11 protein-coding genes are annotated in these 11,852 nt (G+C 63.0%); 6 read left to right on the forward strand and 5 right to left on the reverse strand.

What is annotated here, in order from left to right:
- Positions 1-119 precede the first annotated feature (119 nt).
- The 3 genes from cysT to AC07W7_RS26895 are packed head-to-tail and all read left to right on the forward strand — an operon-like array spanning position 120 to position 2,808.
- Positions 120-938, forward strand: a complete 819-nt coding sequence (cysT, locus tag AC07W7_RS26885) for a sulfate ABC transporter permease subunit CysT (protein WP_029299485.1) — start codon at positions 120-122, stop codon at positions 936-938.
- 13 nt (positions 939-951) lie between these two features.
- Positions 952-1,824 carry a sulfate ABC transporter permease subunit CysW gene (cysW, locus tag AC07W7_RS26890; RefSeq protein WP_076962022.1) on the forward strand — a complete coding sequence of 291 codons (873 nt, stop codon included), beginning with the start codon at positions 952-954 and terminating at the stop codon, positions 1,822-1,824.
- 3 nt (positions 1,825-1,827) lie between these two features.
- Positions 1,828-2,808: a sulfate/molybdate ABC transporter ATP-binding protein gene (locus AC07W7_RS26895; protein ID WP_076962023.1), complete on the forward strand. Its 981-nt coding sequence runs from the start codon at positions 1,828-1,830 to the stop codon at positions 2,806-2,808.
- 105 nt (positions 2,809-2,913) lie between these two features.
- On the opposite strand, the gene AC07W7_RS26900 is transcribed toward AC07W7_RS26895, so the two are convergent.
- A complete protein-coding gene (locus AC07W7_RS26900) occupies positions 2,914-3,438 on the reverse strand; it encodes an Mpo1 family 2-hydroxy fatty acid dioxygenase (protein WP_236309326.1) in 525 nt (174 codons plus the stop codon).
- Positions 3,439-3,521: 83 nt separating this feature from the next.
- Here AC07W7_RS26900 and AC07W7_RS26905 point away from each other — a divergent pair, with 83 nt between their 5' ends.
- Positions 3,522-4,208: a Crp/Fnr family transcriptional regulator gene (locus tag AC07W7_RS26905; protein ID WP_076962025.1), complete on the forward strand. Its 687-nt coding sequence runs from the start codon at positions 3,522-3,524 to the stop codon at positions 4,206-4,208.
- Positions 4,209-4,329: 121 nt separating this feature from the next.
- Here AC07W7_RS26905 and AC07W7_RS26910 read toward each other — a convergent pair whose 3' ends face one another.
- The 3 genes from AC07W7_RS26910 to AC07W7_RS26920 are packed head-to-tail and all read right to left on the reverse strand — an operon-like array spanning position 4,330 to position 8,366.
- Positions 4,330-5,940 (reverse strand): arylsulfatase, encoded by a 1,611-nt coding sequence (locus AC07W7_RS26910; protein ID WP_495040439.1) that lies wholly within the window; start codon positions 5,938-5,940, stop codon positions 4,330-4,332.
- A 15-nt stretch (positions 5,941-5,955) separates the two neighbouring features.
- Positions 5,956-6,771, reverse strand: coding sequence for an ABC transporter ATP-binding protein (locus AC07W7_RS26915; RefSeq protein ID WP_495040440.1), 816 nt, complete (start codon positions 6,769-6,771; stop codon positions 5,956-5,958).
- On the reverse strand, positions 6,768-8,366 hold the full coding sequence (locus tag AC07W7_RS26920; protein WP_169901035.1) for an ABC transporter permease: 1,599 nt from the start codon (positions 8,364-8,366) through the stop codon (positions 6,768-6,770). The genes AC07W7_RS26915 and AC07W7_RS26920 overlap by 4 nt, the downstream gene beginning before the upstream one ends.
- Before the next feature lie 287 nt (positions 8,367-8,653).
- On the opposite strand from AC07W7_RS26920, the gene AC07W7_RS26925 reads away from it, so the two are divergent.
- Positions 8,654-9,655 (forward strand): ABC transporter substrate-binding protein, encoded by a 1,002-nt coding sequence (locus AC07W7_RS26925; RefSeq protein ID WP_495040441.1) that lies wholly within the window; start codon positions 8,654-8,656, stop codon positions 9,653-9,655.
- Between the two features lie 105 nt (positions 9,656-9,760).
- Here AC07W7_RS26925 and AC07W7_RS26930 read toward each other — a convergent pair whose 3' ends face one another.
- Positions 9,761-10,681 carry a LysR family transcriptional regulator gene (locus AC07W7_RS26930; RefSeq protein WP_076962030.1) on the reverse strand — a complete coding sequence of 307 codons (921 nt, stop codon included), beginning with the start codon at positions 10,679-10,681 and terminating at the stop codon, positions 9,761-9,763.
- A 172-nt stretch (positions 10,682-10,853) separates the two neighbouring features.
- On the opposite strand from AC07W7_RS26930, the gene AC07W7_RS26935 reads away from it, so the two are divergent.
- Positions 10,854-11,759: a TauD/TfdA dioxygenase family protein gene (locus tag AC07W7_RS26935; RefSeq protein ID WP_495040442.1), complete on the forward strand. Its 906-nt coding sequence runs from the start codon at positions 10,854-10,856 to the stop codon at positions 11,757-11,759.
- Positions 11,760-11,852 lie beyond the last annotated feature (93 nt).

The raw sequence follows: 11,852 nt of genomic DNA on the forward strand, positions 1-11,852 counted from the left end.
GCCCGCGATAGCATCACCGCGGTGTAACTGACACACCGAGGTGCCTGCATCGCGGGCAAGCCCGGCTCCCACAAAGGTTTGCTCCGGCAGTGGTATCTACCTGTTAACCAAGGACTTTTATGTCGCGTCGTATCTCCCCCGTCATACCCGGCTTCGGGCTGACGCTGGGCTACACCTTGGTGTACCTCAGCCTGATTGTGCTCATACCGCTGGCGGCCATGTTCGTCCATGCCGCCCAACTCACCTGGGATCAGTTCTGGGCCATCATCTCGGCGCCGCGAGTCTGGGCGGCCTTGAAGTTGAGCTTCAGTACCGCCCTGTACGCCGCGCTGATCAACGGCGTGATCGGTACGCTGCTGGCCTGGGTGCTGGTGCGCTACACCTTCCCCGGGCGCAAGATTATCGACGCGATGATCGACCTGCCGTTCGCCCTGCCCACCGCCGTGGCCGGTATTGCGCTGACCGCGCTGTACGCGCCGTCCGGCCTGGTCGGCCAGTTCGCCACCGACATGGGCTTCAAGATCGCCTACACCCCTTTGGGCATCACCCTGGCCCTGACCTTCGTCACCCTGCCCTTTGTGGTGCGCACTGTGCAGCCGGTATTGGCCGACATCCCCCGGGAAATCGAAGAAGCCGCCGCCTGCCTGGGGGCCAAGCCCTTGCAGGTGTTCCGCTACATCCTCGTGCCGGCGCTGCTGCCGGCCTGGCTGACCGGGTTCGCCCTGGCGTTCGCCCGCGGCGTGGGTGAGTACGGCTCGGTGATTTTCATTGCCGGCAACATGCCGATGAAAACCGAGATCCTGCCGCTGCTGATCATGGTCAAGCTCGACCAATACGACTACACCGGCGCTACCTCCATCGGCGTGCTGATGCTGGTGGTTTCCTTTGTCCTGCTGCTGCTGATCAACTTGCTGCAGCGGCGCATCGAACACCCCTAAGGAGGCGCGGAATATGTCCCAATCGTCTATTTGCGCCGCGTCTTCGGCCAACGCTGCCCGCCGTGGCAGTGCGGTGTCACGACGTATCCTGATCGGCCTTGGCTGGCTGATCTTCGCCCTGTTTTTGCTGTTGCCGCTGTTTATCGTGGTGTCCCAGGGCCTCAAGCTCGGCCTGGGCGCGTTCTTCGCTGCGATTTTCGAGCCTGACGCGCTATCGGCCTTGAAGCTGACGGTGATTGCGGTGCTGATCTCGGTGCCGCTCAACCTGGTGTTCGGCGTCAGTGCGGCCTGGTGCGTGAGCAAGTACTCGTTCCGTGGCAAGAGCATGCTGGTGACCCTGATCGATTTGCCGTTCTCGGTCTCGCCGGTGATCGCAGGCCTGGTCTATGTGCTGATGTTCGGTGCCCAGGGCTTCTTCGGGCCGTGGCTGCAGGATCACGATATCCAGATCGTCTTCGCCTTGCCGGGCATCGTGCTGGCGACCATCTTCGTCACCGTGCCGTTCGTGGCCCGTGAGCTGATCCCGCTGATGCAGGAGCAGGGCACCCAGGAAGAAGAAGCCGCGCGCCTGCTGGGCGCCAATGGCTGGCAGATGTTCTGGCATGTCACCGTGCCCAATATCAAGTGGGGCCTGATCTACGGCGTGGTGCTGTGTACCGCGCGGGCAATGGGGGAGTTCGGCGCGGTGTCGGTGGTGTCCGGCCACATTCGCGGCGTGACCAACACCTTGCCGCTGCACGTCGAGATTCTCTACAACGAATACAACCACGTCGCCGCGTTTGCGGTGGCGAGTCTGTTGCTGATCCTGGCGCTCTTCATCCTGCTGCTCAAGCAGTGGAGCGAGAACCGTATTAATCGCCTGCGCGCCAGTGCGGCTGAGGAATAAGTCATGTCGATCGAAGTCCGTAACGTCAGCAAGAACTTCAACGCCTTCAAGGCCCTGGACAGCATCAACCTGGATATCCAGAGTGGCGAGCTGGTGGCTTTGCTGGGCCCCTCCGGCTGCGGCAAGACCACCTTGCTGCGCATCATTGCCGGCCTGGAAACCCCGGATACCGGCAGTATCGTGTTCCATGGTGAAGACGTCTCCGGTCACGATGTGCGGGATCGCAACGTCGGTTTTGTGTTCCAGCACTACGCGCTGTTCCGCCACATGACCGTGTTCGACAACGTCGCGTTTGGCCTGCGGATGAAACCGAAAAAGCAGCGCCCGAACGAAACCCAGATCGCGGCCAAGGTCCATGAGTTGCTGAACATGGTGCAACTGGACTGGTTGTCGGATCGCTACCCGGAACAACTCTCCGGCGGCCAGCGCCAGCGCATCGCCCTGGCCCGCGCCCTGGCGGTGGAGCCCAAGGTGCTGCTGCTCGACGAGCCCTTCGGCGCCCTGGATGCCAAGGTGCGCAAGGAACTGCGCCGCTGGCTGGCCCGCCTGCACGAGGACATCAACCTGACCTCGGTGTTCGTGACCCACGACCAGGAAGAAGCCATGGAAGTCGCCGACCGCATCGTGGTGATGAACAAAGGCGTGATCGAGCAGATCGGCTCGCCGGGGGACGTCTACGAAAACCCGGCCAGCGATTTCGTCTACCACTTCCTCGGCGACTCCAACCGCCTGCACCTGGGCGAAGACCAGCACCTGCTGTTCCGCCCCCACGAAGTGTCGTTGTCACGCCATGAACTGGCAGACCACCACGCTGCGCAAGTGCGCGATATCCGCCCCCTGGGCGCCACCACGCGGATCACGCTGAAGGTCGAAGGCCAGAGTGAACTGATCGAAGCCGAAGTGGTGAAGGATCACGACAGCCTGACCGGGCTGGCGCGGGGCGAGACGTTGTTCTTCAAGCCCAAGGTCTGGCAAAAAGCCTGAGTCTCTGGCCTGCACCAATCACCTGTAGGAGCTGGCTTGCCTGCGATGCAGACACCTCGGTGTATCAGTCACACCGCAGTGATGCTATCGCAGGCAAGCCAGCTCCTACACAGGTGTGTGTCGAGCGAGCGCGCGCACCGGCCCCGCCCGCTCTTCAATCTGCCGCTTGAGCCCATGGCGCAAGCCCAGCAGAAACGCCAGTTCCGCCACCACAAACAACGGCCCGACGATCAGCCCGGACACGTCATCGACAAACGCAGGCTTGCGCCCTTCGTAATAATGGCCGACAAACTGGATCACCCAGCCCGCCACAAACAGGCCGATGCCGCTGCTGAGCCACACCAGCGTGCTTTGCGCCGCCAGCACATGCCCGGCCCATACCGACAAGCCCATCAACCCGCTCATCAACACCCCCAGCGCCAGTTCCAGGCGCAGGTAGAACCCAGCAGAAAACAGCGCCAGCAGCACCGCCGGCGATAGCCACAGGCCGGCCACCTGCCATTCGGGGCGTGACAGCAGTACGGCGACGGCCACGACGATCATGGGGATGCCGATAAAGTGGCTGGCAATGTTGCGCGGGTCGCGGTGGTAGGCGGCGTATTGGCTGAGGTGGTCGACGAGGCTTTTCATTGTTATTCCTCCTGTAGGATGCTTGATCATGCCCTGTAGGACTGCGACAAACTGTCAACTGGGCGACAATCTTTGGAGTTCTCATGGACGCAGAGTCTTGGCATGGGCGGCTGTCCAGTGGCCACTGGTATCGCCATCTGCCCGCTCCCTTGCAGCATAGCCTGCTGGCCCATGCCCGCGTGCGGCAGCTGACGGCGGGGCAGGTGCTGTTCAAGCGCGGTGATCCGCCGTGTGGCTTGTATGCGGTGCTCGATGGCAGCCTGCGTATCAGCGCAGTGAACGAGCAGGGCAAGGAGGCGTTGTTGAGCCTGGCGCAAGCGCCTTTCTGGTTTGGCGAAATCGCCGTGTTCGACGGCCTGCCACGCACCCATGACGCTTGTGCGGTCGGGCCTTGCACGCTGTTGCAGGTGCCGCAGCCGGCGATGTTGCAACTGCTTGCGCAAAGCCCGGCCTATTGGCGGGACATGGCCTTGTTGATGAGCCAGAAGTTGCGCCTGACCTTTATCAATATCGAGCAGTTGAGCCTGGCCCCCGCGTCGGTGCGGGTGGCCCATCGGTTGTGGATGATTGCCGAGGGGTATGGCGAGATCGACGGCTCGCGGCGCGTGGTGCAACTGGCCCAGGAGGATTTGGCGGCGATGCTGGGCGTGTCGCGCCAGACCACCAATACGCTGCTCAAGGCGTTGCAAGAGCAGGGGGTTGTGCGGTTGGGGTATGGGGAGATTGAGATACTTGATGTGCTGCGGTTGCGGGAGATGGCGCAGGGTTGATGCGGCGCCTTCACTGGCCCCATCGCGGGCAAGCCCGCTCCCACATTTTTTGATTTGTGAATACAGTCGAATGTGGGAGCGGGCTTGCCCGCGATGGGGCCAGCCCAGACACTGAAAAACCTCAGTCCGGCTGAAACGGCGAAGCACTCAGCACCACCCCGGTCTCCTCCACATACTGCTGCCAATGGCCAATCAAGGTCGCCAGTCTTTCCGGCTGGCTCAACGCCAAATCATGAATCTCCCCAGGATCGCGCCCCAGGTCATACAACTGCCAGGTCGCCGGTCCCATGGGCCCTGGGATGTACACCGCCTTCCACTGCCCCTGGCGAATCGCCCGGCGCCCGAACAGCTCCCAGCCGGTGACGGTGTGCTCGTCATGCACCTGCAAGGTCTCCCCGGACAAAAAGCCCAGCCACGACTTGCCCCGCAGCGGCGCAATCGGCTTGCCGCGCCACTGTGTGCCGGGGTGGCGCACGCCGGCCAGGTCGAGAAGGGTCGGGGTGATGTCCATCACTGTGCCAAAGCCATGGCTGATGCGGCCCTTGAGTGCCAGCTGCGGGTAATGCACCAGCGCCGGCACGCGGATCCCGCCTTCGGTGGTGAAGGCCTTGAACAGGCGCGACGGCGCGGTGGCCACCTGGGCCCAGGACGGCCCATACCAGACATAGGAGTTGGCGCGGCCGATATTGCCCAGGCTGTTGTCGTAATGCTGGTTGAGGTAAGTCAGCAGCTCAGGCCCGAATTTGGGGAAGGCTTCCAGCAGCGCGCCCTCGGCGCCGTTGTCGGACATAAACAGGATAAAGGTGTTGTCCAACTGCCCCTGTTGGCGCAGGTATTCCACCACCCGGCCGATGTTCCAGTCCATGCGCTCGACCATCGCCGCATACACTTCCATGGCCCGCGCCGAGAGCTGGCGTTGTTCATCGCTCAGGGCCGCCCACTGGGTGTTCAGCTCGATCAGCGGATGGGGCTCGACCTCGGCATCGATCAACCCCAGGGCCTTGAGTTTTTCCAGGCGCTCCAGGCGCAGCACCTCGGGGCCGGCGTCGTAGCGGCCACGGTATTTGTCGACGATCTCTACCGGCGCCTGCAACGGCCAGTGCGGCGCGGAAAACGGCAGGTAGGCGAAGAATGGCCGGGCCTGGTCGCGTTCTTTGAGGTACTGCAACAGCTTGTCGCCAAAGGCATCGGAGGAATAGAAACCTTCGGGCAATTGCTCGACGAAACGCTCGTCCTCGATATACAGCGCCGGGGTGGATTTGAGCAGGCCAGGGGTGGTGTCGTCGTAGGGCGGCTCGAAACCATAGTGGTTGGCCGCCCCCGGCAGCAGCGAAAACGAGCGCTCGAAACCCCGGGCGTGGGGCGCCAGTTCGGCGGTCAGCCCCAGGTGCCATTTGCCGCTCATCAGCGTCTGGTAACCGGCGTCGCGCAGCAGTTCGGGCAGGGCTACCACCTTGTCGTTGAGGTAGCCTTCGTAGCCCGGTTTGCCGATCAGCTCCGGGGTCAGCGCCTCGGCCATGGTGCCGATGCCGGCGATATGGTGGTCGGTGCCGGTGAGCAGCATCGAACGGGTCGGCGAGCAGGTGGGCGCGGTGTGAAAATCCGTGAGGCGCAGGCCGTTGAGCGCCAGGGCGTCCAAGTGCGGCGTGGCGATTTCCCCGCCAAACGCGCCGAGGTCGGAGAAGCCCATGTCATCGGCCAGGATCACTAGAAAGTTGGGACGTTGCGGCATCAAGACACTCCTCAATCAGCAGGCAATAAAGGCCAGGGGCAGGTCACGGATCTGTTCACGCAGCGGCGGCTGGTAATGGTCGTCGCTGATCAGCTCGTGCAGCAGCTCTTCGCGCAATTGGTGGAAGTCGAAGCTGCTGCGCTGGCGCGGATGGGGCAGGGCGATGTCCACCACCTGCTTGATCCGCCCGGGCCGGGGCTCCATCACCACCACGCGGTCGGCAAGGAAAATCGCTTCTTCCACATCGTGGGTCACCAGCACTGTGGTGATCCTGGCGCGGGCGCGGATCGCCAGCAGCTCATCCTGCATCTGCTGGCGGGTCAGGGCGTCGAGGGCGCCGAAGGGCTCGTCCAGCAGCAGGATGCGCGGGCTGGCCACCAGGCCCCGGGCAATCGCCACCCGTTGCGCCATGCCGCCAGACAATTGGTGTGGGTAGGCGCGGGTGAAATCGGTCAGGCCGACCAGCTCGATAAAATCGCGGATGCGCTGTTGGCGCTGGGCCTCGTCCAAGGGCTCGTTGACCAGGCCCAGGCCGATGTTTTGCGCCACCGTCAGCCACGGGAACAAACGGTGTTCCTGGAACACGATGCCGCGTTCGCCGCCGATGCCCTGCACCGCCTGCCCATCGACGCGGATCTCGCCGCGAAACTGCGTATCCAGGCCAACCAGCAGGCGCAGCAAGGTGGATTTGCCGCAGCCGCTGGAGCCGACAATCGCGACGAACTCGCCTTCGGCAATCTCCAGGCTGAATTCGCGGATGGCCTCCAACTCGAAGCCATCGACGTCGAAGGTCTTGCCCACATGGTTGAAACTGACGATAGGTACAGTCATGCGTGTCTCCAGCGCGTGGCGCGGGTTTCGATGCGTTGGCCGATAAGGTTGAGTGCCGCGCCCGTGAGGCCGACCAGGAGCATGCCGCTCATGATCAGGTCCATGCGCAGCAGCTGTTGGGCGCCGATCATCAGGCTGCCGATGCCGCCATTGGACGGCATGAAATATTCCGCGCCGATGGTGCCCAGCCAGGCGTAGATCAGGCTCAGGCGCAGCCCGGCAAAAATCCCCGCCGCCGCCCCCGGCAGTACCAGGCGACGCAGGCGTAAGGCCAGGCTCAGGCGCAGCACCTGGGCGGCTTCATTGAGTTGCGGCGAGAGGTTGAGCACGCTGCGTTGGGTGGCGATAAACAGCGGGAAAAACGCGGCAAGGGCGATAAACACTGCCTTGGCCAACTCCCCCAGGCCGAACCAGGCGGTGAGCAGCGGCACCCAGGCAAAAATCGCGATCTGGCGCAGCGCCGCCAGGGTCGGGCCCAATACCCGCTCACTGCGGCGCGACAGGCCCAGCAGCAGGCCAAGGGCAAAACCCAGCCCGCCGCCAAGGAGCAAGCCGCTCAAGGTGCGTCCCAGGCTTTTGCCCAGGGCGCTGAGCAGGCTGCCATCGAATATGCCGCTGGCGGTGGTGTACAACACGGTCCACGGGCTGACCAGGATATTGGGATCGACCCAGTCCAGGGCTGTCGCCGACTGCCACAGCGCTAACAGGCTCAAGGGCAGCAACCACGGTTGCACCCGCTGCCAGCCCTGATAGCGCGGGCCCCGGCGGATCTGTGCGGTGGCCGGATGGGGCCAGTGCACCCACTTGCGATCCAGCCAGCCAATGCCGCGATCCATCGCCATGCCCAGCACGCCAATGACCACGATGCACACAAATACGATATCGAGCATGAACAACTGCCGCGCCCACACCATCAGGTAGCCGATACCTTCGCTGGAGGCCAGCAGTTCCACGGCCAGCAACGAGGTCCAGCCGGCCGCCAGGGCCAGGCGTACCCCGGCCATGAACGCGGGCAGTGCGGCGGGCAGGATCAGCCGGCGGATCAACAGATGCGTGGGCAAGCGCAGCACCCGCGCGGCCTCGCGTAAACCGGGCTGGGCGTCGCGCACGCCGACCAGGGTGTGCAGGGTCACGGGCACCACAATTGCCTTGACCAGCACCACCAGCTTGAGGGTTTCGCCGATCCCGAAAAACACCATGAACAGCGGGATCCAGGCCAGGGTCGGGACTTGCGACAGGGCGCTGAAGGTCGGGAACACCAGGCGCTCGGCGCGGGCACTCAAGCCCAGCAGCGCACCCAATAGCGCCCCGGCCCCGACCCCCGCCAACAGCCCCCAGAACAGCCGTTGCAGGCTGATCGCCAAGTGGCTCCACACCTCGCCGCCGGCCAGTTCCACGGCACTGCTCCATACCAGCGCGGGCGCCGGCAATATCTGCTCGCTCATCCAGTGCTGACGGCTGGCCAGCCACCACAGGGCAAACAGCGTGAGTGGCAGCAGCCATGGCAGCAGGCGTTCACTCAGGTTCGGCCAATGTGCCCGCCCGGCCTTGGCAGGGGCGGCGAGCGGCAGGCTCAACAGTGAGATTCGGGCCATGGAAGACCTCCGTGGTCGACGAGTTTTTTATGTGTTTTTGATCTTATAAATAAACAATCAAGATTATTTAGGGATAAGAAAAACCATTAAAAGCCTCTGCCCGGCACGCATCCAATGCATTTGGAGAATATTTTCCATGCTGTTGATGCATAACCCTCTGGAACCGGCGCTCGCCGCTGTATAGTCCAAAAAGCTATTAAATTGTGAATTTATAGTATTTAAAGTTTTGATCGCGTTGTGCGTACTTTCTGCTCCAAAGGCTACCGTCGCCCACAGGAGCACACCTTATGAAACTGCCCTTCAAACGCTTGATCACCCTGCTGGCCGGCACGGCGCTCGCCGGGCTGGTGCAGGCCGCCGACCTCAAGGAAATCCGCATCGCCGTGCCCGACCTGAGCGCCGGCACCCAGAACAGTGGTGGCGGCGTGACGGACGTTCTGAGGAGCCAGCAGATCTTTGAAAAAGCCTTCGCCGACCAGGGCATCAAGATCCAGTGGAACTACTTCAAGGGTGCCGGCCCCGTGATCAATGAAGCCTTCGCCAACGGCCAGGTAGACCTGGCGTACCTGGGCGACCTGGCGGCGATCATCGGCCGCTCCAACGGCCTCGACACCCGCCTGTTGAGCGCCACCGCTCGCGGAGTCAAGCAGTACCTGGGCGTGGTGCCGGGCTCGGGGATCAAGACCTTGCAGGACCTCAAGGGCAAGCGCGTGGCGGTGTTTCGCGGCACGGCCACCCAACTGTCCCTCAACGGCGCCCTGGCCAGCCAGGGCCTGAGTGAAAAGGACCTGAAACTCATCAACCTGGATTTCAACGCCGCCGTGGCCGCCCTGGCCGCCAAGCAGATCGATGCGACCTGGGGCGGGTCGAACCTGAGCTCATTGCAGGCCAGGGGCCTGGCCGAAATCCCCCTGACCACCAAAGACCTGGGCGGCGCTGGCAGCGTGCAGGCGGTGCTGGTGGGCAGCGGCACGTTTGTCGATGCCCATCCCGAGGTGGTGGCCAAGCTGCTCAAGGCCCAGCAGCAGGCGGTGCAGTGGTTGACCGATGACCACAACAAGCAGGCGTATATCGAGTTGGTGTCGGGGCTGGCGAGTTATCCACCGATGATTCTGACCAATGATCTGCAGGACCAGAAACTCAGCGAGATTTTCCCCTCGACCCTGGATCCGGTGTTCCTGGGCAAGCTGCAGGATGCGGTGGATTTGGCGTCGAAGGAGCGGCTGATTCGCAAGTCGTTCCGGGTCAGTGATTGGGTGGTGCCGGGGTTGGTGGCGGCGGGGATCTGAAATCTATAGTGCATGAACGGGCCTCATCGCAGGCAAGCCAGCTCCCACATTTTGATTTGTGAACACCGTCAAATGTGGGAGCTGGCTTGCCTGCGATGGCGCCCTTCAGACCGCCACATCCACTTCCTGCCGATCCACCGCCACCAACGTCTCGATCATCGCTTTTGCCGCCGGCGACAAGCGCGAACCGGTGCGGCTGACGATCCCGCACCGCGCACTCAGGGTCTCCAGGTTCTGCGGCAGGTTGCGCCAGTGCAGCAGCACCAGCGCGCCACGGGCGATGTCCTCGGCAAACGCTTCCTCGGTGCCCACGCCAATGGCGTTGGACTGCAACACGATCTTCACCAGCGCCGCAAAGTGCTCGGTCTGGATGCTCGGTGAAAAGTCCATGCGCCCGCTGAGGTTCGCCAGCAGTTTGCGAATGCCCTGGGAGATCAGCGGCGACGCCAGCGGGTAGTCGAACATGTCGTTGGTCGACAGGCTGTCCTTGGCCAGCAGCGGGTGCCCCGGCCGGCAGAAAAATACCCCGCGCTTGGGCGAAAGCGCCTGGGTCTGGAAATTCGGATCGGCCTCGAACTGGCGGATGTCGGCAATAAAGAATTCGATCTCTTCCCGGCTCAGGCTGCGGCTCAGGGTTTCCCAGTTATCCACCTGGAACCGTGTGCGGATTTTCGGGTGCGCATTGACGAAGCGCGCCACCGCATCCGGCACCAGCTTCACGGCTGGCGCCGGGCCGCAACCGAAGCGCAACTCACCGGCATCGAGCTTGGTCATGCGCGTGACTTCACTGCTCAACAAGGCGGCGCCATGCACCAGGCTCAGGGCATGTTGCAGCACCACCTGGCCTTCCGGGGTGGGGCGCAGATCCTTGTGGCCACGGTCCACCAGCACGCAGCCGAACTCCTGTTCCAGGCCCTGGATGCTGCGGCTGAACGCTGGTTGCGTGATGCCCATGGCGTCGGCCGCGCGGACAAAACTGCGGTGTTCGTTAAGGGCGATGAAGTAGCGCAGTTGGCGAAGATCCATATGCTTTCCCGGCATTTTAAAAATAGGTCGAAGGCATTTGCGACCAGGGGAGCTGAGGTTTTAAATGCAAGCTCTTATTCCGTCAACGAAGCATGCGTTCATTTGCTAGACCTAAATTGCATATGAATAGAGCGTTGGCGCAGCGTCACCCCACTCACACGAGGGTCATCCCATGAGCAATGCCGCACTTGCTGTTCAACCCGTCGCCCTGGCGCTGGATATCCACCCGGTCGCGGGGCGCATCGGCGCCGAGATCCGGGGCATCAAACTGTCCGGCGACCTCGACGCCGCCACCGTCCAAGCGATCCAGCAAGCGCTGGTGCAGTACAAGGTGATCTTCTTTCGTCAGCAGACTCACCTCGACGACCAGAGCCAGGAAGCGTTTGCGCACTTGCTTGGCGAGCCGATTGCCCACCCTACGGTGCCGGTGCGCGATGGCACGCGCTTCTTGATGGAGCTGGATGGCGGGCGTGGCCAGCGCGCCAACTCCTGGCACACCGATGTGACCTTCGTCGATGCCTACCCCAAGGCCTCGATCCTGCGTTCGGTGCTGGCGCCAGCATCGGGTGGCGACACGGTCTGGGCCAACACCGCCAGCGCCTACAACGACTTGACCCCTGAAGTGCGCGCCCTGGCCGATACCCTGTGGGCGGTACACAGCAACGACTACGACTACGCCGCGCGCAAGCCGGATGTGACACCTGAAAAGCTTGAGGCATACCGCAAGATCTTCACCTCGACGGTGTACGAGACCGAGCACCCGGTGGTGCGCGTACACCCGGTCAGCGGCGAGAAGACCTTGCTGCTGGGGCATTTCGTCAAGCGCCTGAAGGGCTACTCGCAGGCCGATTCCGCACACCTGTTCAACCTCCTGCAAAGCCACGTCACCCGCCTGGAAAACACCGTGCGCTGGCGCTGGAACACCGGCGACGTGGCGATCTGGGACAACCGCGCCACCCAACATTACGCGGTGGATGACTACGGCACCCAGGAACGCATCGTGCGCCGCGTGACCCTCAAGGGTGATGTGCCGGTCGGGGTGCAGGGGCAGCGCAGCCAGACCATCAAGGGCGTGTAGCCCAGCGCAGATCAACTGTGGGAGCGGGCTTGCCCGCGATAGCGGTATGTCAGTTAACAACTGTGTTGGCTGATCCACCGCCATCGCGGGCAA

This window comes from Pseudomonas sp. GW821-FHT01D09, assembly GCF_059422465.1.

What these genes read in the sequence shown, in the direction of transcription:
- cysT (WP_029299485.1), top strand. Translation starts at nt 120, where the DNA reads ATGTCGCGTCGTATCTCCCCCGTCATACCCGGCTTCGGGCTGACGCTG.
- cysW (WP_076962022.1), top strand. Translation starts at nt 952, where the DNA reads ATGTCCCAATCGTCTATTTGCGCCGCGTCTTCGGCCAACGCTGCCCGC.
- AC07W7_RS26895 (WP_076962023.1), top strand. Translation starts at nt 1,828, where the DNA reads ATGTCGATCGAAGTCCGTAACGTCAGCAAGAACTTCAACGCCTTCAAG.
- AC07W7_RS26900 (WP_236309326.1), bottom strand. Translation starts at nt 3,438, where the DNA reads ATGAAAAGCCTCGTCGACCACCTCAGCCAATACGCCGCCTACCACCGC.
- AC07W7_RS26905 (WP_076962025.1), top strand. Translation starts at nt 3,522, where the DNA reads ATGGACGCAGAGTCTTGGCATGGGCGGCTGTCCAGTGGCCACTGGTAT.
- AC07W7_RS26910 (WP_495040439.1), bottom strand. Translation starts at nt 5,940, where the DNA reads ATGCCGCAACGTCCCAACTTTCTAGTGATCCTGGCCGATGACATGGGC.
- AC07W7_RS26915 (WP_495040440.1), bottom strand. Translation starts at nt 6,771, where the DNA reads ATGACTGTACCTATCGTCAGTTTCAACCATGTGGGCAAGACCTTCGAC.
- AC07W7_RS26920 (WP_169901035.1), bottom strand. Translation starts at nt 8,366, where the DNA reads ATGGCCCGAATCTCACTGTTGAGCCTGCCGCTCGCCGCCCCTGCCAAG.
- AC07W7_RS26925 (WP_495040441.1), top strand. Translation starts at nt 8,654, where the DNA reads ATGAAACTGCCCTTCAAACGCTTGATCACCCTGCTGGCCGGCACGGCG.
- AC07W7_RS26930 (WP_076962030.1), bottom strand. Translation starts at nt 10,681, where the DNA reads ATGGATCTTCGCCAACTGCGCTACTTCATCGCCCTTAACGAACACCGC.
- AC07W7_RS26935 (WP_495040442.1), top strand. Translation starts at nt 10,854, where the DNA reads ATGAGCAATGCCGCACTTGCTGTTCAACCCGTCGCCCTGGCGCTGGAT.